A 23,558-nucleotide genomic window follows, 5' to 3' on the forward strand; every position below is an offset into this window, starting at 1 on the left:
TCATCATCGGTCTGAAACCAGTCCAATATCGCAACGGCCCATGCTTGAGCAACGTATACAGGAGCACTTCATCGAGAGTGCCGATTTGAAATACCAGTCTGCCCAGATCCTGGCGCGCCCCATCTCTGATGCCGTGCAGGCGCTGCTTGCGAGCATTACCAGTGGGGGGAAAATTCTTGCCTGCGGCAGTGGTGCATCGGCTGCGCATGCACAGCAGTTTGCGACCTGCTGCGTGGCTGGGTTCGAGCGCGAGCGTCCTGAATTCGCTGCGATTGCGTTGTGTGCAGATGGTGCGCTGCTGACCGTGAATGCGGGTGGCACGGACGAACCCCAGCAGTTTGCCCGCCAAGTGCGCGCATTAGGTCAAGCAGGAGACTTGCTACTGGTCGTGAGTACGACTGCGGCAGATGCAAGCGTGCTGTCCGCCGTGCATGCGGCACACGAGCGAGAGATGACAGTGGTTGCGCTGACGGGCCGTACAGGTGGGAATTTGGCGACAGCAGTGCGGGAGACCGATGTGCTGATTTGTGTTCCGCACGATCGTGCAGCGCGTGTGCGCGAAGTGCACACCCTGGTGATCAACTGTCTCTGCGATGGCATGGACGCCCAATTGTTTGGTGAACAGGAGATTTCGTGATGACAAATCGTATGAATCGCGCCTTGTGTGCGGTAATGGCTGCAACCGCATTGACTGCGGGTATGGCAGGTTGCGCGACGCCCGTGGTGCTGGGCGGTGCGGCTCTTGGCGGCATGATGGCGATCGACCGCCGGACTGCGGGAACCCAGATCGAGGACGAAACCATCGAGCTGCGCTCGTCCAATCGCATTCATGGTGCTTATGGCGACAAAGTGCACGTCAATGTGACCAGCTACAACCGCCAGGTGCTTGTAACGGGAGAGGTCGGCACGGCCGAAGCACGGCAGGAGATTGAGAAGATCGTCAGCGGCGTGGAAAATGTTCGCTCCGTGGTGAATGAGTTGGCGGTCATGCCCAGTACTTCGCTGGGGCAACGTTCGAATGACACATTCATCACTGGCAAGATGCGCGCCAGTTTGGTCGATGCCAAGGATCTATCGGCCAGCAGTTTCAAGGTAGTAACGGAGCGCAACGTGGTCTACCTCATGGGGTTGGTCACGCAGCGCGAGGCCGCTCGCGCCACATCCATTGCCCGCGGTGTCACTGGCGTCAGCAAAGTTGTCCGGGTTTTTGAATACTTGAGTGACGCGGACCTGGCGCGCATGACGGCGTCCAAGCCAGCGCCAGTGACCCAGGACAATGGCGAGGGCAGCGCAGCACCTCGCAGCGCACCCTGAAAGGGGCAGCCAGGAGAAGGGACCGCTGATCTTCAGCCGAGGCGCTTGATCAAGCTGGACGTATCCCAGCGGTGCCCGCCCAGCTGCTGCACGTCACCATAGAACTGGTCCACCAGGGCCGTCACAGGCAAACGCGCACCATTGCGGTGGGCCTCGGCAAGCACCAGGCCTAAATCCTTGCGCATCCAGTCCACGGCAAAGCCAAAGTCAAACTTCCCCGCAACCATCGTCTTGCCGCGGTTGTCGAGCTGCCAGCTTTGTGCCGCGCCTTTGCCAATCACGTCCAGGACCAGGTTCATATCCAGCCCGGCGCGCTGGCCAAAGGCGACGGCCTCCGAGAGCCCCTGCACCAGCCCGGCAATGCAGATCTGGTTCACCATCTTGGTCAGCTGACCTGCACCAGACTCGCCCATGCGGGTGAAGGCGCGGGAGAACGCCATCCCTACGGATTGCACCCTCTCGAATGCTGCCGCATCGCCACCGCACATCACGGTGAGCAGGCCGTTCTGCGCGCCTGCTTGGCCGCCGGAGACCGGTGCATCTATGAAATGCAGACCCAGGGTGCGGGCCGCACCATACAGCTCGCGTGCCACCTGCGCCGATGCGGTCGTGTGGTCCACAAAAACGGCGCCGGGCTCCATGCCGGCAAAGGCACCATCGGCACCCAGTACCACGGAGCGCAGGTCGTCGTCGTTTCCCACGCAGCAAAACACAATTTCAGCATCCTTAGCGGCCAGGCGTGGCGAAGGCGCGTGCCGCGGAGCGTTGGTGTGGGCATATTCAGTGCACCACGCGACTGCTTTGGATTCAGTGCGGTTGTATACCGTCACTTGGTGGCCGGCCAGGGCCAGATGTGCGGCCATGGGATAGCCCATCACACCAAGTCCTAGAAAGGCGATCTTGCGAGAAGCGAGGGGTTCGTACGTACGGGCATTGGTGCTGGCCATGGCGTTCAATCCTTGAATGAAAAAAGCCCGCGGCGTGCGCGGGCCGGGAGGCGCGCAGTCGGTGCGCGTTTAGACGATCACGAAATGCTCCGTACCCGAAGCGAGGTCGGTCGACTTGGCGCGCTGGCTGCTGAGCTTGATCTGCAGGCGCAGGTCGTTGAGCGAGTCGGCATTGCGCAAGGCGTCTTCGTAGGTGATGACATTGGCTTCGAACAGATCGAAAAGAGCCTGGTCAAAGGTCTGCATGCCCAGGTTGCGGCTCTTTTTCATGATCTCCTTGATCTCTGCCACGTCGCCCTTGAAGATCAGGTCGGAAATGAGCGGAGTGTTCAGCATGATCTCGACAGCCGCTGCACGGCCCTTACCGTCTTGCTTCGGGATCAGGCGCTGCGAAACCAGGGCGCGCAGGTTGAGTGAGAGATCCATCAGCAGCTGCGCACGGCGCTCTTCCGGGAAGAAGTTGATGATGCGGTCGAGCGCCTGGTTGGCACTGTTGGCATGCAGCGTCGCCAAGCAAAGGTGGCCGGTTTCCGAGAACGCGATCGCGTGTTCCATGGTTTCCCTATCGCGGATTTCGCCCATCAGGATCACGTCGGGCGCCTGGCGCAGTGTGTTCTTGAGGGCGGCTTCCCAGCTGTCGGTGTCCAGACCCACTTCGCGCTGCGTCACCACGCAGTTTTTGTGCGGGTGGACGAACTCGACCGGATCTTCGACCGTGATGATATGGCCGAAAGAGTGTTCGTTGCGCCAGTCCACCATGGCGGCCAGCGTGGTCGACTTGCCCGAGCCTGTGGCACCCACCAGGATGCACAAGCCGCGCTTGGTCATCGTGACTTCCTTGAGTACCTGCGGCACGCCCAAGCCGTCGATGGTTGGCAGGGTCAGCGGGATCACGCGCATCACCATGCCCACGCGGCCTTGCTGGATGAAGGCGTTCACACGGAAGCGGCCGATGCCCGACGGTGAGATGGCGAAATTGCACTCCTTGGTGCGTTCGAAATCAGCGGCCTGCTTGTCGCTCATGATGGAGCGGGCCAGCGTCAGGGTGTGGTTGGGGGACAGCGGCTGTGGCGATACCTTGGCAATGGCTCCATCGACCTTGATGGCCGGTGGAAATTCGGCCGTGATGAACAAGTCACTGCCATTGCGACTGACCAGCAGCTTGAGCAGATCGTTGATGAATTTACTGGCCTGATCGCGTTCCATTTCAAATCCTCCCGCACTTGGCGTCTGCGCGCTGGTGCATCATTTCTGGTTTTCGCTCAAACGTGCGCTGACCACCCGCAGGCGCAGTGAGAGCTTGCGTGCCAGCAAAGCCACCAGGCTGGCGGCAAGCTGCGGATCTTTGTCCATCATGTCGTCCATGGCGTCGGCACTGAGTACGGCAATCTCGCAATCGGTCAGTGTGGTGCAGGCCGAAAAGCGGATGCCGCTGTCCAGCAGCGACATCTCGCCCAGGATGTCCCCGGGGCGGGTTTCTGCCAGTCGCAATTGCTCTCCCCACGGTTGCACACGGTCCACGGCAATGGTGCCGGTCAACAGCACGATCATGAAGTTGCCGTATTCGTCCTGGCGAATCACATCGCGGTTGGGCGGTACCTGGGCGAACTCGAAGAAACGCTCCATGCGCTTGACAGCATCCTGGTCCAAATGGGCCATGTACTTGTCTTTCGCCCACAGCGCCTGCAGCAGTTTGCCCCCTCGGCTGACCGGCATGCGCTTGGCACCTACCTCCACCGCTCGCGCTTCCCAGGGCACCAGCATGGTTGACTCCACGCCCTGGTTGGCAAAGGCGGTCGAAAAGAAGACGGAGTCCTGGTGGTCCTGCGGCTTGTTGTTGCGCGTCGTCATACGCAAAAGACCAAGAATGCCTTTCATGGGGTGCTCCAGTGGGCCGCCAGTAGGCGGCCGGTGTCAGACGGTTGAAATGAAAATCAACCTGGGAAGTTGTCGGGGATCTTGGCCTTGCTGCGGGCCTCGGCGGGGCTGATGATGTTGCGCCGCACCAGATCGGTCAGGTTCTGGTCCAGTGTCTGCATGCCGACACTGTTGCTGGTCTGGATGGTGGAATACATCTGCGCCACCTTGGCCTCGCGGATCAGGTTGCGGATGGCGCTCGTGCCCAGCATGATCTCGTGCGCGGCCACGCGGCCAGAGCCGTCTTTGAGCTTGCAAAGGGTTTGCGAGATCACGGCCTGCAGAGACTCGGACAGCATGGAGCGGACCATTTCTTTTTCTTCGGCCGGAAACACATCGATGATCCGGTCGATGGTCTTGGCTGCGCTGGAGGTGTGCAGCGTGCCGAACACCAGGTGGCCGGTTTCTGCTGCGGTCATGGCCAGGCGAATCGTTTCCAGATCGCGCATTTCGCCCACCAGGATGGCGTCCGGGTCTTCGCGCAGTGCAGATTTCAGTGCTGCCGCAAAGGAGAGCGTCATCGGCCCCACTTCGCGCTGGTTGATCAGGCACTTCTTGGACTCGTGCACGAACTCAATCGGGTCTTCCACGGTGAGAATGTGGCCATACTCGCTCTCATTGAGGAAGTTGACCATGGCCGCCAGCGTGGTGGACTTGCCCGAGCCCGTGGGCCCGGTCACCAGCACCAGGCCGCGCGGCTTGAGCGACAGGTCGCCAAAAATCTTGGGTGCGTTGAGTTGCTCGAGCGTCAGGATCTTGCTCGGAATGGTCCGGAACACGGCGGCCGCGCCGCGGTTCTGGTTGAAGGCGTTGACGCGAAAGCGTGCCAAGCCGTCGATCTCGAACGAGAAGTCGACCTCCAGAAACTCTTCATAGGTTTTGCGCTGCGAGTCGCTCATGATGTCGTACACCATGGAGTGAACCGTCTTGTGGTCCAGTGCATCGACGTTGATGCGGCGTACATCGCCGTGCACGCGAATCATCGGCGGCAAGCCCGCGGACAGGTGCAAGTCAGAAGCCTTGTTTTTGACGCTGAACGCCAGCAGTTGGGTAATGTCCACGGTTCCCTCGATCGTTTGGTACGCTTGGCAAACATTATGACCACGATTGCCGACAACCTCCAACAGGTTCATGACCGGATTGCGCAGGCCTGCGCTGCCGCCGGGCGCGATCCAGCCAGTGTTTCACTGCTCGCCGTTTCCAAAACCTTTGGCCCCGAAGCCGTTCTCCAGGCGGCCCAGGCGGGGCAGCAGGCGTTTGGCGAAAACTACATTCAAGAGGCCGTGGAAAAAATGGCGGCGCTGCAGCAGATGGATGTGCCCACGCTGCAATGGCACTGCATCGGCCCTGTGCAGAGCAACAAGACACGCCTGGTGGCTGAGCATTTTGACTGGATGCATACCCTGGATCGAGCCAAGATCGCCGAACGTCTGGCAGCCCAAAGGCCTGCGCACAAGGCGCCCTTGCAAGTCTGCATTCAGGTCAATGTGGACGGCGGGCCGACCAAATCGGGAGTGCTGCCTGACGAGGCCCTGGTCTTGGCGCAAACCGTGGCGGCGCTGCCACAGTTGCGCCTGCGCGGCGTGATGAGCATTCCTGAGCCAGCGGCCGACTACGCTGCCCAGTACGCGCTACACCAACGTGCGCGTGCCGTGTTCGACCGCATCCGCGGCTCGGGCCTGTCGGGGCTGGAGTGCTTCGATACCTTGTCGCTGGGCATGACCGCCGACCTCGATGCCGCCATTGCTGCGGGCAGCACCCTGGTGCGCGTGGGCACAGGCATCTTTGGTGGCAGGCAACGCCCCGCGCCGTGAAGCGCAAGTTTTCCGTGGGTTGAAAGAAAATTGGCCTCTAGCGCCCGTCCATTCAGCGGTAGTAGCTATTGATTTAATAGCTATAAAGTGAATGATCAGGCCGTTCTGAAGCGCTGCACACAGTCCAGTGTTCGCGCTACACCGTCGGGCCCCACGTCCAGGTGCGTGACCCAGCGCAGGCGCGTTTGGCCGCCATACAGGCTGCTGGTGCAGCGCACGCCGTGCTGTGCCAGCCAACGGGTAAGCGCCGGAGCCACATCGGCACCCACATCGGTGAACAAAATGTTGGTATGCGCCGAAACCACCGCCAGCCGCCCTTGCAGTACGGGGTGGTCGTGCCCGGCCTGGGCCAGCCCGTCGGCAAGCTGGCGCAGCAGGGCGTGGTCGTCGGCCATGCGGCGCACATGGTGCTGCAGTGCATGGAGCCCGGCAGCCGCAAGCATGCCGCACTGGCGCATGGCGCCGCCCAGGATTTTGCGGGTGCGCCGGGCCTGGCGGATGAAGTCTGCACGCCCGAGCAACAGTGAGCCTACGGGCGCGCCCAGACCCTTGCTCAGGCAGAGCGAAACCGTGTCGAAATGGCCGCACAGTGCGCGGGCTTCGTCGTACACATCGGTGCCTTGGGCTTGCGCATAGGCCGTGGCGGCGTTGAACAGGCGGGCGCCATCGAGGTGCAGTGCCAGCCCGCGCGTGCGCGCCAGCTGCGCCACATCAAAGATGTAGGTGGCGGGCAGCACCTGGCCGCCCGTCGTGTTTTCCAGCACCACCAGGCGGGTGCGCGCAAAGTGTGGATCGTCGGGTTTGATGGCAGCAGCGATGTCGGTGAGAAGCAGCGTGCCGTCGCTCTGCGTTTCCACCGGCTGGGGCTGGATGGAGCCCAGTACCGCCATGCCGCCGGCCTCCCAGCGGTAGGTGTGCCAGCTTTGGCCGACGATGGCCTCGTCGCCGCGCTGGCAGTGGCCCATGAGGGCGATCAGGTTGGTCTGCGTTCCCGAGGGCGCAAACAGCGCGGCCTCGAAGCCCAGCAGTTGCGCCGCATGCTCCTGCAGCGCGTTGACGGAGGGGTCGTCGCCAAACACATCGTCGCCCAGCGGCGCTGCCTGCATGGCGGCGCGCATGGCGGGAGTCGGCTGGGTCACGGTGTCGCTGCGAAAGTCGGGCATGGGTGTCTCTCTCGTGAAGAAGCCGCCCATGGTATCGGCCGGCGTGCCGGTGCGCAGGATCAGGGCCTTGTCATCTTGCACTCCGTGCCTTGGGCCAGCTCGTTGCCGGTATAGGCTGCGTCGGTGCGAAAGCCATAGTTGGTGCCATCCCAGCCCACCTTCACAGCCTTGCCGTCCACCGGCGCAATGGTGTTCACCACCTGGGGCAGCAGCAACTGATGGTCTTCGCCGCGCATGCGCACCGGGCCGACGACGGAGTCGATCGTCAGATCCTCCATCGCCCGTGCAACCTTCATCGGGTCGGTGGACTGTGCCTTGTTGATCGCTGCTGCGAGGAAGCGCGGCGTCATCTCGATGCGTGGCGCCAGAAATTCCTTGCCTGTCTTGGCTTTGTAGGCCTGCGCCAGTGCGTCTACCTTGGGGGTTGCTGCCTGGCCGGGGTGCCATTCGGCCACCCAGGTCAGCTGGCCGAGCTTGGCTTGCGAGACGGCCAGCACCGTGCCCGGAATGGAGCCCGCGCTGTGGTTGAAATAACGCAGGTTGTAGCCCGCATCGCCCGCCGCCTTGAGCAGCAGCGTCATGTCCTGGCCCCAGTTTCCTGTGATGACCGAATCGGCTCCGCTGCTTTTGATCTTGGCCAGGTAGGGAGCGAAATCTTTGACCCGGCCAATGGGGTGCAGAGTCTCGCCCACGAACTGCATATCGGGGCGTGCCAGTCCCACCATCTCGCGGCCGTAATGCGCCCATTGCTTGCCGTGCGCGTAGTCCTGGTTGAGCAGGTAGACCTTCTTGATGTCCGGCTGCTTCTTCACGTAGTTGGCGATGGCCTTCATCTTCATGGCCGTGTTCGCCTCGAGCTGGAAGTGCCAGAAATTACAGGCCTTGCCGGTCAGCTCGGGGTCGATGGAGGAGTGATTGAGCACGATCACTTCCTTGCCCGGATTGCGCTGGTTGTGGCGCGCTGCGGCCTGCACCAGCGCCGTCACCACCGACGAGCCCGAACCACCGGTGACGATGGCGCGGGCGCCCTGGTCAATGGCGGCCTGCAGCGCGCTCTGGCTCTCCTGGGCCGAGAGCTTGCTGTCGAACTGCAGCAGCTGCAGCTTGGTGCCCTTGAGCACGCCGCCCTTGGCGTTGATGTCTTCCACGGCGTACTGGGTGTGCGTGAGCATCAGCTCGCCCACGTTGGCGAACGGCCCCGAGAGGGGGTCGATGTAGGCGATCTTGAAGGTGTCTTGTGCGTGGGCGGCGCTGGCGCACAGCAGGGCCGCTGCCGCCAGTGGCTTGAGAAGCGATTTCATGGTGAGGAGGTCTCCGGGGTTGAAGGGGGATGGGATGCGCCGGGGCGGCGTTTGCTGCGCAAACCCAGCACGCGCCACGACAGTTGAGAGAGTTCGCGCACCACCTCGGCGGGCGAGAGGCGTCCGTCGGGCCGGTACCAGTGGTACAGAAAGCCTGGCAGGCTGCAGGCCGCCAGCGCGGTCAGGCGCGTTTCCTTGAAATCGAACATGCCGTCCTGCCGGCCTTCCTCCATCAGGGTGCACAGGCGTTCGTAGAAGTGGTTGGCCAGCTTCTTTTGCATGGCGATGTACTCGGGCCGGTACACCTGGGGCTCGCGGTACGGAAAGAAGGCTGCGGGGTGGTGCTCGATGGTGGAGCGGATCAGCCGCTCGATGCCTTCCGTGACTTTGGTGTGTGCGGGGCGGTGGTCGTCCTCCGGGAAATCCATGGCTGTAAAGCAGGCCACGGTGGGCCGCCACGACAGTGTTTCGAAGATTTCCTGCTTGTTGTGAAAGTAGTAGTAGACATAGGGCTTGGTCACGCCCAGCGCGCTCACGATCTGCTCCATCGTGGTGTTGGCGTAGCCCTGCTGGTCGAACAACACCTCGGCGGCCTTGAGGATGCGCTCGCGCTTTTCGTCGGTACTGGCCGTAGATGTCTTCTGGCGCCCGCGCGCCTTGACCGGCGACGTGCCCAGTGTGGCTGCGGTTGGTGTTGGTGTCGCTCTGGTTATACCCATGGGTATCATTGTTCTACCAATCGGTATATATTGGCAAGACGCTGGCAGGGCCATGCGCCTATCGCAAACCCTGAGTCACGGCGGAATAAGACACACAGGAGACACATTCATGACCGATCCCATCCCTGGCGCCGCAGGCGCGCCCCTTGCACAGCCCCTGCATGAATACCTGCGCGGCCATGCGCGCGCCACCCCTGAAGGCGTGGCCTGCATCTGGTACGGGCACACCATCACCTGGGCCGAGCTGGACCGCGCCAGCGATGCCTTTGCCGCGCGCCTGCAGGCCCTGGGGGTGAAAAAGGGCGACCCGGTAGCGCTGTTCCTGAACAACTGTCCGCAGTACCTCATGGCGCACTTCGGCATCCAGAAGATCGGTGCCATCGTCTGCCCCTGCGGCCCGTTGAACAAAGAGCACGAACTGCAATACCAGCTGGGCGACCTGCAGGCGCGCGTCATCGTGGCGGCCGAATCCCTCTTGCCCGTGGTGGACAAGGTGCGCGCCCAAACGGCATTGCAGCATGTGTTTGTCGTGCGCTACGCCGAACTGCTGCCCGATGCCCCCGCCATTGATGTGCCGGCGGAGTTGCTGGCCATGCGTGCCGCGGCCGCAACCGTGCCCGCCGGGTGCGAAGACTTTCTGGCCACCGTGCGCGCGGGCGGCTCGCCCGCTCCGGTGCAGATCGCCATGGACGATGTGGCACTGATGACCTACACCTCGGGCACCACGGGCTTGCCCAAGGGCGCCATGCTGACCTATGGCAATGCATTGTTCAAGACGGCGGCGGCCGCGCAATGCAACGGTGTGCGCGGCGACGATGTGCTGCTGTCTGTCGCGCCGCTGTACCACATTGCCGGCATGGTCATGGGCGTGAACGTGCCGGTATTCACGGGCGCCACCTCGGTGCTGATGTACCGCTTTGACCCCCTGGGCGTGGCGCAGGCGCTGGAGCGCCACCGCGTGGGCTGGTGGTACAGCATCGCCCCCATGAACGCCGCCCTGATGCAGGTGCCCGGCCTGCGCGAGCGCGACCTGACAGCGCTGCGCATGAACCCGGTCACCAGCTTCGGCATCACGCTGACCGAGGCGCTGGCGCAGCAGTGGAAACAGTTTGCTCCGAACTGCGCCAGTTTTGAGGCCTCGTATGGCCTGTCGGAAACCCACACCGTGGACACCAGCATGCCGCATGACGCGATTCGCTGGGGCACCCAGGGCAAGGCCGTGCCGGGCAACGAAATCCGCATCATCGACCCCGAAACGGGCGCCACGCTGCCGGCGGGTGAAATGGGCGAAATCATCGTGCGCGGCCCCGGCAACTTCAAGGGCTACTGGAACAAGCCCGAGGCCACCGCGCAGACGCTGCGCAATGGCTGGGTGCATACCGGCGACATGGGCCGGATCGACGCTGACGGCTACCTCACCTTCACGGGCCGCTTCAAGGAAATGATCAAGGTCTCGGGCTACAGCGTGTTCCCCGAAGAAGTGGAGGCCATCTTGTGCAAGCACCCCGCCGTGGCCCAGGCGGCGGTGATCGGCGTGCCCGATGCCGAAAAGGGAGAGATCGTGCGTGCCTTCATTGTGAAGAAACCGGGCCAGGACGTGGACGCCGCAGCCTTGCTGCAATGGGCGCGCGAGAACATGGCCACCTACAAGGCGCCGCGCGAGCTGCGTTTCATCGACGCCTTGCCGTCAACCGGCGCAGGCAAGGTGCTGCGCCGCATGCTCAAGGACGAGTGACACCCCCCTGTGGCGCTGCGCGCCTTCCCCCCGCTCTCGCAGCGCTGCGCGCTGCGGGCAGGGGGGGCGCCACCAGCGCACGCAAGCGAAGCGCCGCCTAGGCAGCTTGGCGGCCCTTGCGCGGCTGCCCTGGCCTGGGCAGCGCCTGTTTCACACGCAGCGCCTAGATCATTGAGATGTCACCGAAATAGGCCTGCAGCGCTTATGCAGCAAACGCTGGCAGCTATCAAAAAAGAAGCAAAACCATGAACTCGCCGTATTTTTCCAAAGTCTTGATCGCCAACCGGGGAGAGGTGGCCCTGCGCATTGCGCGTGCGCTGCACGACCTGGGAGTTGCCAGCGTTGCGGTGTATGCCGACGACGACGCCCAGGCGCCCCATGTGCATGCCGCCATCGAGGCCGTGGCGCTGGGAGCCACCGGGCCTGCGGCCTACCTGGACGCTGCGCGGCTGCTGGCCATTGCGCAGGCCACAGGCTGTGATGCCGTGCACCCCGGCTACGGTTTCTTGAGCGAGCGCGCCGACTTTGCCCAGGCTTGCCAGGCGGCGGGCCTGCGCTTCATTGGTCCCACGCCCGCGCAGTTGGCGCTGTTTGGCGACAAGGCCCAGGCGCGCGCGTTGGCGCAGCGTTGCAGCGTGCCGCTGATGCCGGGCACGCAGCACGAGGTCACGCTCGAAGAGGCCCAGTCTTTCTGGCAGTCCCAGCAGGTGGATGGACGGAAGGTGGGCATCGTCATCAAGGCCATTGGCGGTGGCGGTGGGCGCGGTATGCGCGCCGTGCAGTCTGAGGCCGAACTGCCTGCCGCGTGGGACACCTGCCGCCGCGAGGCGCAGGCCGCCTTCGGCGTGGCGGGCGTTTACGTGGAGCGCCTGATGGAGAACGCGCGCCACATCGAGGTGCAGGTGCTGGGCGATGGAGCGCAGGCGATTGCCCTGGGCGAGCGCGAATGCACGCTGCAGCGGCGCTTCCAGAAACTGGTGGAGATTGCGCCCAGCCCCTCCCTCACGCAGGAGCTTCGCCAGCGCATCACGGCAGACGCCCTGACGATGGCGCGCACCGTGGCCTATGAGGGATTGGGCACCTTTGAATTCCTGGTGGATCTGGCTTGCGAATCATTGCCCTACGTTTTCATCGAAGCCAATCCGCGCCTGCAGGTCGAACACACCATCACCGAAGAGGTCACGGGTGTGGACCTGGTGCAGGCGCAGATCCAGCTGGCGGCAGGCCAAAGCCTGCACGACCTGGGCCTGGACCCGGCCGCGCCGCCGCCGGTACGGGGCTATGCCATGCAATGGCGCATCAACGCCGAAACGCTGGATGCGCAGGGCGGCGCGGTGGCGGGCAGCGGCGCGCTGACGCGCTTTGACCTGCCTGCCGGGCCGGGCGTACGTGTGGACACCCACGGTGTGGCCGGCGCCACGCCTTCGCCCCACTACGACACGCTGCTGGCCAAGCTCATCGTGTCCTCGCGCAGCAGCCACTTTGCCGATGTGCTGCGCCGCTCGCAACGTGCCCTGGCCGAGTGCCGCATTGAAGGCGTCGCTACCAACCTTTCGCTGCTACGCGCCGTGGCCGAGCGGCCTGAGATGGCCAGCCAGCAGGTGCACACGCGCTGGGTGGAGCAGGTGCTGCCAGCGTTGCTGTATGCTACTAAAAAGATAGCTGATAGCGCTTATCTTGTAAGCGCTGGAGGCCAAAATCATTCAAACTCTGCAACCGCCACCCCCTTGGCCGCAGCCGACCCGAACAGCGTTTGCGCCCCCATGCCCGCACGCCTGGTGCAGTGGGCCGTGGCCGTGGGCGATGTGGTGGCGGCCGGTGCCGACCTGGCGGTGCTCGAATCCATGAAGATGGAGCATGTGCTGCTGGCGCCCCATGCCGGGCGTGTGCAGTCGATGGCCGCAGCGCCCGGGGCGTATCTGGTGCAGGCCCAGCCGCTGCTGGTGCTTGCACCCGTGCAGGACGCCGCCGCAGTGGCGCAGGCCCAGGCGCACGAGAGCGACCCGGACCACATTCGCGCCGACCTGCAGCGTGTCATCGACCGCCACGCCTTCACCCTCGACGTCCATCGCCCCGCTGCAGTGGCCAAGCGCCACGCGCAAGGCCAGCGCACGGCGCGCGAGAACATTGCCGACCTGTGCGATGCAGGCAGCTTCATCGAATACGGTGCGCTGGCCGTGGCCGCGCAGGCCCGCCGCCGCAGCATGGACGACCTCATCGCCAACACCCCGGCCGACGGCATGGTGACGGGCATTGGCGCCGTCAACGGCGCGCAATGCGGTGAGGAGCGGGCGCGCACGGTCGTCATGGCCTACGACGCCACCGTGCTCGCGGGCACGCAGGGCGCGCGCAACCATGCCAAGACCGACCGCATGCTGGGCGTGGCGCTCGACCAGCAATTGCCCGTGGTGCTGTTTGCCGAAGGCGGCGGCGGCCGCCCGGGCGATACCGACATCCCCGTGGTGGCGGGCCTGCATGTCCATACTTTTGCCAGCTACGCCGCGCTGTCGGGCCAGGTGCCCGTGGTGGGCATCACGGCCGGGCGCTGCTTTGCCGGCAACGCTGCCCTGCTGGGCTGCAGCGACGTCATCATCGCCACGCGCCAAAGCAACATCGGCATGGGCGGCCCGGCCATGATCGAGGGCGGCGGCCTGGGCGTCTTCAAGCCCGAGCAGATTGGCCCGAGCAGCGTGCAGCACGCCAACGGCGTGATCGACGTGCTGGTCGAGGACGAGGTGCAAGCCGTGGCCGCCGCACGCCACTATCTGTCGTTCTTCCAGGGGCGCCGGGCCGACTGGAGCGCGCCCGACCAGCGCGCCCTGCGCAGCGTGGTGCCCGAAAACCGCCTGCGTGTGTACGACACCCGCACCGCCATGAGCGGCCTGGTGGACGAAGGCAGCCTGCTGGCGCTGCGCACCGGCTTTGGCGCCGGCATCCATACCGCGCTGGCGCGCATCGAGGGGCGCCCCGTGGGCTTGCTGGCCAACAACCCGCTGCACCTGGGCGGCGCCATCGACGCCGATGCGGCCGACAAAGCCGCGCGCTTCATGCAACTGTGCAACGCGCATGGCCTGCCCATCGTCAGCCTGATCGACACGCCCGGCTTCATGGTCGGCCCCGAGGTCGAGCAGACGGCGCAGGTGCGCCATGTGAGCCGCCTGTTCGTCACCGCCGCGCACCTGCGCGTGCCGTTTTTCAGCGTGGTGCTGCGCAAAGGCTACGGCCTGGGCGCCATGGGCATGGCGGCCGGTGGCCTGCATGCGCCCGTGTTCACCGTGGCCTGGCCCACGGGGGAGTTTGGCGCCATGGGGCTGGAGGGCGCGGTGCGCCTGGGTTTCAAGAAAGAACTCGAAGCCCTCCCCGAAGGCCCCGAGCGCGAAGCGCTGTACCAAAAGCTGGTCGCCAAGTCGTATGCCAACGGCGAAGCCATGCACATGGCCGCCACGCTGGAGATCGACGCCGTGATCGACCCGTTGGACACGCGCACCTGGCTGGCGCGGGGGTTGGCCTCGGCGCGCGTGGGTGCACTCGGAGCGCGCTTTATCGACACCTGGTAGATCCTTGCGCCCGGCCCGTGGCAAGGCCGTGGTGCGGGCAGGGGCGTGCCCTGTTCACGCGGTGGCCGTGCTAAGCTGAAACGCTTGTCAGCCGCACCGGGCGAGCCTGCCCGGCGCAGGCCTTATCGCACCCATCACGGAGTTCCCCCATGCCCGGTCTTTTGCCCGATATCGATCCCGACGGTTTGCTCGAATTTTCGGTGGTCTACACCGACCGCGCGCTCAACCACATGTCCAAACGCTTTACCGGCGTCATGCAGGACATCCTGGGCACGCTCAAAGAGGTCTACCACGCCCACACCGCCGTACTGGTGCCCGGCAGCGGCACCTTTGGCATGGAGGCCGTGGCGCGCCAGTTTGCCAACCAGCAAAAAGTGCTGATCGTGCGCAACGGCTGGTTCAGCTACCGCTGGAGCCAGATTTTTGATGCCGACAAAGGCCTGGGCGGCGGCGCCATCGTGTGCAAAGCCCGCAAGCAGGGCGATGGCCCGCAGGCGCCCTGGGCCCCGTGCCCGGCAGACGAAGTGGTGGCCGCCATCCGCGCCGAGCAACCCAAGGTGGTGTTCGCCCCCCATGTCGAGACCGCCAGCGGCATCATCCTGAGCGACGACTACCTGCGCGCCATCAGCGCTGCCGCACACGAGGTGGGCGCGCTGTTCGTGCTCGACTGCGTGGCCTCGGGGGCGATGTGGGTGGACATGCAGGCCACGGGCGTCGATGTGCTGATTTCCGCGCCGCAAAAGGGCTGGAGCAGTTCGCCCTGCTGCGCCATGGTGATGCTGAGTGAGCGCGCGCGCTTGGGCCTAGAAGGCACGACGAGCAGCAGCTTCTCGTGCGATCTGAAGAAGTGGATGCAAATCGCCGAAGGCTACGAAAAAGGCCAGCACGCCTACCACACCACCATGCCTACCGACGCGCTGGTACGCCTGCGCGATGTGATGCTGGAGACGCGGGAATATGGTTTTGACAAGGTGCGCCAGGAGCAGATCGAACTGGGTGCCCAGGTGCGCGCGCTGCTCGAATCGCGCGGCTTCCCCAGCGTGGCTGCCGAAGGCTGGAAGGCGCCCGGCGTGGTGGTCAGCTACACCACGGACCCCGGCATCCAGAACGCCAGCAAGTTCGCTGCCGTGGGCCTGCAAACGGCCTCGGGCGTGCCGCTGCAGTGCGACGAGGGGCCGGACTTCAAGAGCTTCCGCATTGGCCTGTTCGGCCTGGAGAAGTGGCACAACGTGGAGCGCACGGTGGGCCACCTGCGCTCGGCACTGGATCAAATCGCCTGACCACCTCCGGCCCATGGCCTTGCTCTCGCGCCAGCTCTCCACCCCCTTGGGCGAGATGCTGGCCGTGGCCTCGCCCCAGGGCCTGTGCCTCCTTGAATTCGTGGGCCAGGGCGGCGTGGAGCGCGAGCTGGCCCAGGTCGAGGCCGCGCGTGGCGGCCCGGCGCAGCCGGGCGACAGCGCGGTGCTGACGCAGACGGCCCACGAACTGGCCGAATATTTCGCCGGGCAACGCCAGCGCTTTGGCGTGCCGCTGGACCTGGTGGGCACCCCCTTCCAACTCAGTGCCTGGCAGGCCCTGCTGGCCATCCCCTACGGGCAGACGCGCAGCTACGCAAGCCAAGCCCGCGCCATCGCCCGCCCCAACGCCACGCGCGCCGTGGCGGCGGCCAACGGGCAGAACAAGGTCTCCATCATCGTGCCCTGCCACCGCGTGATCGGCAGCGATGGCAGCCTCACCGGCTTTGGCGGCGGCCTGCCGCGCAAGCGGGCGCTGCTGGCGCTGGAGTCGCCACCGGGGCGTGGCTTGTTTGCTGAAGCGTAGAAGCTTGTGAGATGCGCAGGGTCTGCAGTTCAGGCCGGGTGCAATTCGAGGGGATTCACTGCCATCACTGCAATCTGCAGTGTTTCGTCCAGCTCGGCCGTGCGCAGGTCATAGGCCGTTTGCAGGTTCAACCACGATTGCGCGTCACCACCAAAAAAGCGGCTTAAACGCAAGGCCGTATCTGCGGTGATGCCGCGCCGTTCCAGCACGATGTCGTTAATGCGCGATGCTGGAACGTGCAGTTGTTTGGCCAATGCGTTGGCGCTCATTTCCATGGACTTGAGGTAATCCTCACGCAATACCTCGCCAGGGTGTACGGGACGCATACCGTTCTTGAACATGTGTTTCTCCTTCTGATGGCGGTCAGTGGTAATCCACAATCTCCGCGTTGGCAGCACCTTTGTCCGTCCAGACGAAACACAGCCGCCACTGGTCGTTGATGCGGATGCTGTGCTGGCCTTTCCGGTTTCCTGTCAGCGTTTCCAGGCGATTGCCTGGCGGGCTGCGCAAAAAGTCCAGTGTCTGCGCCGCATCCAGTTGGGCCAGTTTCCGTTCTGCCACAGCTTGGATGTTGGTAAAGCGGCGGGTTGTACCGCTGCAGAACAGTCGCTGCGTTTCTGCGCAGTTGAAGGACAAGATCGCCATGCGGTCAGATTTTATACCGTTTACCGGCAATCGGTAAATAACGACTGCGCGCTGCTGGCCACCGAAGACTCACCCGCCCCGTATCTGACTCAACGACCGGCTGGGCGTGATGGCCTCGGGGTCGATCAGGCAGTGCAGCAGCACGGGCAGGCGTGTGGTCTGGGCTTGTTCCCGTAGGCGTTGCAACGTCGGGGCGAACTCCTCGGTGCGTTCCACGCGTGCGCCGTGGCCGCCAAAGGCTTTGGCATAGGCGGCGAAGTCGGGGTTTCGTAGCTGTGTTCCGCTCACACGGCGCGGGTACTCGCGCTCCTGGTGCATGCGGATCGTGCCGTACATGCCGTTGTCCAGCAGCACCACGATGAGGGGCAGCCGGTACTGCACGGCGGTGGCGAATTCCTGGCCGTGCATGAGGAAGTCGCCGTCGCCCGCGAACACCACCACCGTGCGCTCGGGCCACAGGCGCTGCGCGCCCACGCCGGCCGGCAGGCCGTAGCCCATGCTGCCGCTGGTGGGCGCGAGCTGCGTGCCGAACTGGCGGAACGGCCAGAAGCGGTGCACCCAGGTGGCGAAGTTGCCCGCGCCGTTGCAGAAGATGGCGTCGGGCGGCAGCACTTCGCGCAAGTGCTGCATCACTGCGCCCATTTGCAGCTCGCCCGGGATGCGGATCGGCGCCGGGTCGCTCCACGCCTGGTAGGCGGCATGGGCTTCTTGCACGGCCTGCTGGCGCGCGGCACTGGGCGCTTGCGCCGCCGTGCTGGGCAAGGCGGCGCAGAAGGCCGTGGGCGTGGCGTTGATGGGCAGCTGTGCCTGGTACACGCGGCCCAGCTCATCGGGGTCGGGGTGCACATGCACCAGCGGGATCTGCGGTGTGGGGATGTCGAGCAGGGTGTAGCTCTGCGAGGGCACTTCCGACAGGCGCCCGCCGACGAGCAGCAGCAGGTCGGCCGCGCGGATGCGCGCCAGCAGCGCCGGGTTCACGCCCAGGCCCAGGTCGCCCGCGTAGCAGGGGTGCTGGTGGTCGAACAGCATCTGGCGCCGGAACGAGCAGGCCACGGGCAGGGCGTGGGCGGCGGCGAAGTCCTGCAAGCGCGCCACGGCCTCGGCGTTCCAGCGGCTGCCGCCGACGATGGCCACCGGGTTGCGTGCCTGACCGAGACGTTCGAGCAGTTGCGCCATTTGCGCCGGGCTGGGAGCGCTTTCGATGGGCTGGAGCGTGCGTGCGGCAGGCGCCTCGGCGTGCTCGGTCAACATGTCCTCGGGCAAGGCCACCACCACCGGGCCGGGGCGCCCGCTGCAGGCCACGCTGAAGGCGCGCGCCACGATCTCGGGCAGGCGGCGCGCATCGTCCACCTCGGTGGCCCACTTGGCCAGCGTGCCGAAGGCGGCGCGGTAGTCCACCTCCTGGAAGGCCTCGCGCCCGCGCGCGCCGCGCTCGATCTGGCCGACGAACAGCACCAGCGGCGTGGAGTCCTGCATGGCGATGTGCACGCCGGCCGCCGCGTTGGTGGCGCCGGGGCCGCGCGTGACGAAGCACACGCCGGGCCGCCCGGTGAGCTTGCCGTGCGCCTCGGCCATCATGGCCGCGCCGCCTTCCTGGCGGCACACTGTCAGTTCGATGGGCGCGTCGTGCAATGCGTCGAGCACGGCGAGGTAGCTTTCGCCGGGCACGCAGAAGATGTGCTGCACGCCGTGCAGCACAAGCTGATCGACCAGGATCTGGCCGCCAGTGCGCAGCAGGGTGGGGGTGGGTTCAGATGACATTGCGTTCGAGCAGGGGGCGGTTGTCGAGAAGGCGCTGGAAGGCCAAGGGCTCCAGGTCCAGCGTTTGCCAGCGGCCGGTGAGGATGAGTTCGGCCAGGCCGCGCCCGACGGCCGGGCACTGCTGCAGGCCGTGGCCCGAGAAGCCGTTGGCGAAGTACAGGTTGTCGCAGGCCGGGTGCAGGCCCAGGATGGCGTTGTGGTCGAACGCATTCATCTCGTAGTAGCCCGCCCAACTGCTGTGCAGGCGCAGCGCCTCGAAGGCCGGGATGCGTGCGGCGAGCTGGGGCCACACATGGTTCTCGAACGCGGCGTGGTCGGGGTCCAGCGGCGCATCGTCGGGGTCCGCGTCCTCGGCGGGGGCATAGCCGGCGATGAAGCCCGCACCCTCGGGCCGCAGCCAGATGCCCGAGGGGTCGATGAGCAGTGGGCAGTGCGGTAGCGCCTCGGGGCAGCTGAAATGGAACACCGTGCGCCGCTTGGCAAACACCGGCAGGTCAATGCCCAGCCACTGCGCCACCGGGCGCGCCCAGGCGCCGGCGGCGTTGACCACGGCGCTGCATTCCAGTCGCTGGCCATCCGCCAGGCGCAGCGCGCTGATGTGCTGTACGCCGCCGCTGGCCTGCGTGTCCACGCCCACGGCCTCGGCCTGCACATAGCGCACGCCCTGGGCCTGGGCCTTGCGGCGCAGGGCCTGCAGCAGGCTGTAGCCGTCGAACCAGCCTTCGCTGGACAGGCCCAGCGAGCCGAGCGAGACGCCGTCCGTGGAGAGCCAGGGAAAGCGCGCGCGCAGCGCGTCGGGTGCGAGCAGGGCCACATCGGCGCCCATGCCACGCTGCACCGCATGGTTGTCGCGCAGCACGGCCTCGCCGACCGGGCTGGCCAGGTACAGGTAGCCCGCTTCGACCATGCCGATGTCGGGCTGCTCGCCATGCACTTGCAGGCGCGCGCCGATGTCGCGCAGGAATTCGATGCCGAACTGCGAGATGGCGATGTTGATCGGGCTGGAGAACTGCTGCCGTATGGAACTGGCCGACAACGCCGACGAAGCCTGGGCATAGCTCGGGTCGCGCTCGACCACCACGACGGGCTGCTCTGGCGCCATCTGCGTCAGGTAATAGGCAATGGCGCTGCCAATGGCGCCGCCGCCGATGATGGCGATCGGCGCGCCCTGGGGGTTGGCGATCATGGGATCAGACGTCGAAGCGCACGCCTTGCGCGAGGGGCAGCGCGTCGCTGTAGTTGATGGTGTTGGTCGCGCGGCGCATGTAGCCCTTCCAGGCGTCGGAGCCCGATTCGCGACCGCCGCCGGTTTCCTTCTCGCCGCCAAAGGCACCGCCGATCTCGGCGCCCGAGGTGCCGATGTTCACGTTGGCAATGCCGCAGTCGCTGCCCGTGCTGGAGAGGAAGCGCTCGGCCTCGCGCAGGTCGGTGGTGAAGATGGAGGACGAAAGGCCCTGGGGCACACCGTTCTGCAAGGCGATGGCCTCGTCCAGGCTGGCGCAGGTGAGCACGTAGAGGATGGGCGCGAAGGTCTCGTGCTGCACCACGCCACTTTGCGCGGGCATGCGCACCAGGGCCGGGCGGGCGTACCAGGCGTCCTCGCCCAGGGTCTGGCATTCGCGCTCGCCGCCCTGCACGGTGCCGCCTTGTTCACGCGCCTGTGCCAGGGCGCTCTGCATCTGCTCGAACGATGCGCGGTCCACCAGCGGGCCGACGAGCACACCGTCGGCCAAAGGGTCGCCCACGCGCACGCTGGCGTAGATTTTTTCCAGCCGCGCCAGCAGCGGTGCGGCCACGTCGCGGTGCACGATGAGGCGGCGCAGCGTGGTGCAGCGCTGGCCCGCCGTGCCCACGGCGGCGAAGGTGATGGCGCGTGCGGCCAGTTCCAGGTCGGCGCTGGGCATCACCACCATGGCGTTGTTGCCGCCCAGCTCCAGGATGCTGCGGCCAAAGCGCTGCGCCACGTCCACCGCCACGGCGCGGCCCATGCGTGTGCTGCCCGTGGCGCTGACCACCGGCACGCGCGGTGAGCGCGCCAGCAGCTCGCCCATCTCGCGCCCGCCCAGCAGCAGCGTGGACAGGCCTGCGGGGGCGGCCATGCCCTGCTCGGCGGCAAATTCGTTCAGCGTCTGCTGCAACAGGTGGTGGCAGGCAATGGCGCACAGCGGGGTTTTTTCGGATGGCTTCCACGCCACGGCGTTGCCGCACACCAAGGCCAGCGCGGCGTTCCAGGCCCACACGGCCACGGGGAAGTTGAAGGCCGAGATCACGCCGACCACGCCCATCGGGTGCCAGGTTTCCATCATGCGGTGGCCCGGGCGCTCGCTGGCGATGGTCAGGCCGTGCAGCTGGCGCGACAAGCCCACGGCGAAGTCGCAGATGTCGATCATCTCCTGCACCTCGCCCAGCCCTTCGGAGCGCACCTTGCCCGCCTCCAGCGACACCAGCAGGCCCAGCGCCTCCTTGTGCTGGCGCAGCTTCTGGCCGAGGCGCCGCACCAGTTCGCCGCGCACCGGGGCGGGCGTGGCGCGCCACTGCAGGAAGGCGGCGTGTGCGCCCTCGATGAGCGCCTGGGCCTGTGCGCTGGTGTGGCTGGCGAGCTGGGCGTACACGGCGCCGTCGCGCGGTGCGCGCACGCTCAGGCCCTGGCCGCGCCAAGGGGTGAGGTCCAGGCCCAGTTGCTGCAGGACGGAGTCGAAAAGAGGAATCGAAGAGGTGTTCATGAAAGCGTTCTGGAGCAAATCGATGGAGTCCCTTGGGCGGTTCCCGGTCTGTGCCGGGGCCGTGGGCAGCGTGTGCGCACCATGTTAAATGCGTTTAGTGCACCCAATAGCTGCTATATCCTCCATGGATGTTGAGTTTTACGAACAACTGTGGAGTGCATTTGCCATGCGGAAAGACATCCCCAGCCTGGGCGTCCTCCAGGCTTTCGAGGCCTCGGCACGGCTGCAAAGCTTCTCGCGTGCGGCCCAAGAGCTGGCCCTGACGCCCAGCGCCGTGAGCCGCCATGTCGCCGCGCTGGAAGATCGGCTGGGTGTGACCTTGTTCGTGCGGGCGCGCCAGCGCCTGGCCCTGACGGACACAGGCCGCAGCTATGCGGCGCGCATACGCCTGCATCTGGAGCAGATCGAGCGCGACACGCAGGAGATCCGGGTGGGGCGTGATGAAGGCTATGTGCTGCACCTGGCGGTGGTGTCCACCTTCTGCACACAGTGGCTCATTCCGTGCCTGCCGCAGTTTGCGGCGCTGCACCCGCGCATCACGCTCAACCTCTCGGTGCGCTCCGAGGTGTTCGCTTTTGACGAGAGCGGTTTTGATGCCGCCATTTACTACGGCGACCGGCTCTGGCCCGACACGCAGGGCGGCATGGTGTTGCCCGAGGGACCGTGCGTGCCCGTGTGCAGCCCGCAGTATGCCGCCGCGCACGCCCTGCACGACGAGCAGGCCTGGCTGCACTGTCCGCACCTCACGCTGGCCTCGCGCGCCCATGCCTGGCGCGGCTGGTATGCCGAGCGTGGCTGGCACTACACCTTGCACGCCTCGCGCGGGCCACGCTATGAGTTGTTTTCCATGGTGATGGCCGCTGCCGCCGCAGGCCTGGGCGTAGGCCTGGTGCCGCAGTTGCTGGCGCAGGAGGCGCTGGACAGTGGGCGCCTGGTGCAGGCGCACCCGCAGGTGCTTGCGGGCGAACAGGGCTACTGGTTCGTGCAGCCGCAGCACCGGCCGGGGCCCGAGGCGCTGCAAATGTTCCGGGACTGGCTGTTGGCGCTGGTTTGATCAGAACCAACCCGCGATCAGCGGGATCAGCAGCGACGCTGTCACCACCTGCAGCCCCAGCGCCAGCGCGGCCCAGGCGCCAGCATCCTGGTGCACCTGCAGCGCCCGTGCGGCGCCAATGCCGTGGGCGGCCGTGCCCATGGCAAAGCCACGGGCCATCCAGCCGGTGGCGTCGGTACCGATGCCCAGCAAGGTAAACAGGGTTTTGCCGCTGAGTGCGCCAACCAGCCCCGTCACTACGGCAAAAACTGCGGCCAGGGATGCATTGCCGCCAATCTTGTCGGCAATGCCCATGGCCACGGGGGCCGTGACCGACTTGGGCGCCAGCGACAGCACGATTTCCAGGGGCAGTCCCAGTGCCCAGGCCAGGCCCACGGCGCTGCCTGCCGCGGCCGCGCCGCCGACCACCGAGGCCAGCGTAAAGCGCCCCCAGCGTACGCGCAGTTCGGCGCGCCGCTCCCACAGCGGCCAGGCCAGCGCCACCACGGCGGGCCCGAGCAGGAAGTGGATGAACTGTGCCCCGGCAAAGTAGGTGGGGTAGGCCGTGCCCGTGGCCAGCAAACCCAGGCCCAGCACCACCATGGACCACAGCACTGGGTTGGCCCAGGGCGCCTGCCCCATGCGCGTGTAAAACGCCAATGCCAGCACATAGACCACCAGCGTGGCGTTGAGCCCGAACAGCGGTGTGGACGAGAGGTACACCCACAGTTGCACGAAGTCCGTCATTCCCTGTCTCCCGATGGTGGAGCCTGGCGCATCAGCTGTCGTAGCACCAGCGCCGTAACAGCCAGGCCGATCCACGTGGACACCACGATCACCACCAGCAGCCGCCACCCGTGCTCAGCCAGCAGCCCGAGCTGGGAAATGACGCCCACGCCCACGGGTACAAACAGCAGTGACAGGTGGGCCAGTAAAAAGCGGGCCACGGTTTGCACACGCTGCTGCACCGCAGGCCAGCGCAGTGCGCCCAGCAGCAGCACCATGCCAATCACCGGGCCGGGGTAGGGCAGGTGCAGCAGCCGCGACAGAGCCTCGCCCACCGACTGCAGCGTGAGCAGGATGGCCAGCCCCTGGAGCACTTGCATGC

22 protein-coding genes are annotated in these 23,558 nt (G+C 65.8%); 8 read left to right on the top strand and 14 right to left on the bottom strand.

Annotation, left to right across the window (positions count from 1 at the left end; translation table 11 throughout):
* Positions 1 to 40: 40 nt before the first annotated feature.
* Together C8D04_RS16745 and C8D04_RS16750 are read left to right on the top strand one after the other, a co-directional pair.
* Positions 41 to 637, top strand: a complete 597-nt coding sequence (locus C8D04_RS16745; protein ID WP_116005843.1) for an SIS domain-containing protein — start codon at positions 41 to 43, stop codon at positions 635 to 637.
* The gene (locus C8D04_RS16750) at positions 637 to 1,314 is read left to right on the top strand and encodes a BON domain-containing protein (RefSeq protein ID WP_116005844.1); all 678 of its coding nucleotides are present in this window, start codon (positions 637 to 639) and stop codon (positions 1,312 to 1,314) included. The genes C8D04_RS16745 and C8D04_RS16750 overlap by 1 nt, the downstream gene beginning before the upstream one ends.
* A gap of 32 nt (positions 1,315 to 1,346) precedes the next feature.
* Here the strand turns inward: C8D04_RS16750 and C8D04_RS16755 are convergent, their stop codons facing one another.
* From C8D04_RS16755 to C8D04_RS16770, 4 genes are all read right to left on the bottom strand, one after another.
* Positions 1,347 to 2,261, bottom strand: coding sequence for an NAD(P)-dependent oxidoreductase (locus C8D04_RS16755; RefSeq protein ID WP_116005845.1), 915 nt, complete (start codon positions 2,259 to 2,261; stop codon positions 1,347 to 1,349).
* A gap of 69 nt (positions 2,262 to 2,330) precedes the next feature.
* Positions 2,331 to 3,467 carry a PilT/PilU family type 4a pilus ATPase gene (locus tag C8D04_RS16760; RefSeq protein ID WP_116005846.1) on the bottom strand — a complete coding sequence of 379 codons (1,137 nt, stop codon included), beginning with the start codon at positions 3,465 to 3,467 and terminating at the stop codon, positions 2,331 to 2,333.
* A gap of 39 nt (positions 3,468 to 3,506) precedes the next feature.
* Positions 3,507 to 4,139 carry a cyclic nucleotide-binding domain-containing protein gene (locus tag C8D04_RS16765; protein ID WP_116005847.1) on the bottom strand — a complete coding sequence of 211 codons (633 nt, stop codon included), beginning with the start codon at positions 4,137 to 4,139 and terminating at the stop codon, positions 3,507 to 3,509.
* Between the two features lie 56 nt (positions 4,140 to 4,195).
* Positions 4,196 to 5,239 carry a type IV pilus twitching motility protein PilT gene (locus tag C8D04_RS16770; RefSeq protein WP_116005848.1) on the bottom strand — a complete coding sequence of 348 codons (1,044 nt, stop codon included), beginning with the start codon at positions 5,237 to 5,239 and terminating at the stop codon, positions 4,196 to 4,198.
* Positions 5,240 to 5,275: 36 nt separating this feature from the next.
* Here C8D04_RS16770 and C8D04_RS16775 point away from each other — a divergent pair, with 36 nt between their 5' ends.
* Positions 5,276 to 5,992, top strand: a complete 717-nt coding sequence (locus tag C8D04_RS16775; protein WP_116005849.1) for a YggS family pyridoxal phosphate-dependent enzyme — start codon at positions 5,276 to 5,278, stop codon at positions 5,990 to 5,992.
* 95 nt (positions 5,993 to 6,087) lie between these two features.
* On the opposite strand, the gene ltaE is transcribed toward C8D04_RS16775, so the two are convergent.
* Genes ltaE through C8D04_RS16790 form a run of 3 tightly spaced genes read right to left on the bottom strand, consistent with a single transcriptional unit; the run spans position 6,088 to position 9,175 of the window.
* Complete coding sequence (gene ltaE, locus C8D04_RS16780; RefSeq protein WP_116006248.1) at positions 6,088 to 7,155, bottom strand: low-specificity L-threonine aldolase; 1,068 nt, start codon at positions 7,153 to 7,155, stop codon at positions 6,088 to 6,090.
* A 59-nt stretch (positions 7,156 to 7,214) separates the two neighbouring features.
* Positions 7,215 to 8,456, bottom strand: a complete 1,242-nt coding sequence (locus tag C8D04_RS16785) for a branched-chain amino acid ABC transporter substrate-binding protein (RefSeq protein WP_116005850.1) — start codon at positions 8,454 to 8,456, stop codon at positions 7,215 to 7,217.
* Positions 8,453 to 9,175, bottom strand: coding sequence for a TetR/AcrR family transcriptional regulator (locus C8D04_RS16790; protein WP_116005851.1), 723 nt, complete (start codon positions 9,173 to 9,175; stop codon positions 8,453 to 8,455). Before C8D04_RS16790 ends, C8D04_RS16785 begins: the two co-directional genes overlap by 4 nt.
* Positions 9,176 to 9,284: 109 nt before the next feature.
* On the opposite strand from C8D04_RS16790, the gene C8D04_RS16795 reads away from it, so the two are divergent.
* The 4 genes from C8D04_RS16795 to C8D04_RS16810 all read left to right on the top strand — a co-directional run bounded on the left by C8D04_RS16795 (position 9,285) and on the right by C8D04_RS16810 (position 16,288).
* Positions 9,285 to 10,910, top strand: a complete 1,626-nt coding sequence (locus tag C8D04_RS16795; protein WP_116005852.1) for an AMP-binding protein — start codon at positions 9,285 to 9,287, stop codon at positions 10,908 to 10,910.
* 245 nt (positions 10,911 to 11,155) lie between these two features.
* The gene (locus tag C8D04_RS16800) at positions 11,156 to 14,467 is read left to right on the top strand and encodes a carboxyl transferase domain-containing protein (RefSeq protein WP_116005853.1); all 3,312 of its coding nucleotides are present in this window, start codon (positions 11,156 to 11,158) and stop codon (positions 14,465 to 14,467) included.
* Between the two features lie 149 nt (positions 14,468 to 14,616).
* Complete coding sequence (locus tag C8D04_RS16805; RefSeq protein WP_116005854.1) at positions 14,617 to 15,747, top strand: aminotransferase class V-fold PLP-dependent enzyme; 1,131 nt, start codon at positions 14,617 to 14,619, stop codon at positions 15,745 to 15,747.
* 13 nt (positions 15,748 to 15,760) lie between these two features.
* Positions 15,761 to 16,288 carry a methylated-DNA--[protein]-cysteine S-methyltransferase gene (locus C8D04_RS16810; protein ID WP_116005855.1) on the top strand — a complete coding sequence of 176 codons (528 nt, stop codon included), beginning with the start codon at positions 15,761 to 15,763 and terminating at the stop codon, positions 16,286 to 16,288.
* Positions 16,289 to 16,317: 29 nt separating this feature from the next.
* Here C8D04_RS16810 and C8D04_RS16815 read toward each other — a convergent pair whose 3' ends face one another.
* From C8D04_RS16815 to C8D04_RS16835, 5 genes are all read right to left on the bottom strand, one after another.
* Positions 16,318 to 16,629: a HigA family addiction module antitoxin gene (locus tag C8D04_RS16815; RefSeq protein ID WP_116005856.1), complete on the bottom strand. Its 312-nt coding sequence runs from the start codon at positions 16,627 to 16,629 to the stop codon at positions 16,318 to 16,320.
* Positions 16,630 to 16,651: 22 nt separating this feature from the next.
* The gene (locus tag C8D04_RS16820) at positions 16,652 to 16,933 is read right to left on the bottom strand and encodes a type II toxin-antitoxin system RelE/ParE family toxin (RefSeq protein ID WP_116005857.1); all 282 of its coding nucleotides are present in this window, start codon (positions 16,931 to 16,933) and stop codon (positions 16,652 to 16,654) included.
* 69 nt (positions 16,934 to 17,002) lie between these two features.
* Positions 17,003 to 18,694, bottom strand: coding sequence for a thiamine pyrophosphate-binding protein (locus C8D04_RS16825; protein ID WP_116005858.1), 1,692 nt, complete (start codon positions 18,692 to 18,694; stop codon positions 17,003 to 17,005).
* Complete coding sequence (locus tag C8D04_RS16830; protein WP_116005859.1) at positions 18,684 to 19,880, bottom strand: FAD-binding oxidoreductase; 1,197 nt, start codon at positions 19,878 to 19,880, stop codon at positions 18,684 to 18,686. The genes C8D04_RS16825 and C8D04_RS16830 overlap by 11 nt, the downstream gene beginning before the upstream one ends.
* Before the next feature lie 4 nt (positions 19,881 to 19,884).
* Entirely contained in the window at positions 19,885 to 21,417 is a 1,533-nt protein-coding gene (locus C8D04_RS16835) for an aldehyde dehydrogenase family protein (protein ID WP_116005860.1), read from the bottom strand.
* A 166-nt stretch (positions 21,418 to 21,583) separates the two neighbouring features.
* On the opposite strand from C8D04_RS16835, the gene C8D04_RS16840 reads away from it, so the two are divergent.
* Positions 21,584 to 22,471: a LysR substrate-binding domain-containing protein gene (locus C8D04_RS16840; protein ID WP_116006249.1), complete on the top strand. Its 888-nt coding sequence runs from the start codon at positions 21,584 to 21,586 to the stop codon at positions 22,469 to 22,471.
* On the opposite strand, the gene C8D04_RS16845 is transcribed toward C8D04_RS16840, so the two are convergent.
* Together C8D04_RS16845 and C8D04_RS16850 are read right to left on the bottom strand one after the other, a co-directional pair.
* On the bottom strand, positions 22,472 to 23,197 hold the full coding sequence (locus tag C8D04_RS16845) for an LrgB family protein (RefSeq protein ID WP_116005861.1): 726 nt from the start codon (positions 23,195 to 23,197) through the stop codon (positions 22,472 to 22,474).
* Complete coding sequence (locus C8D04_RS16850) at positions 23,194 to 23,556, bottom strand: CidA/LrgA family protein (protein ID WP_116005862.1); 363 nt, start codon at positions 23,554 to 23,556, stop codon at positions 23,194 to 23,196. The genes C8D04_RS16845 and C8D04_RS16850 overlap by 4 nt, the downstream gene beginning before the upstream one ends.
* Between the last annotated feature and the right edge of the window lie 2 nt (positions 23,557 to 23,558).

Source organism: Simplicispira sp. 125 (assembly GCF_003096555.1).
Classification (GTDB): Bacteria; Pseudomonadota; Gammaproteobacteria; order Burkholderiales; family Burkholderiaceae_C; genus Simplicispira.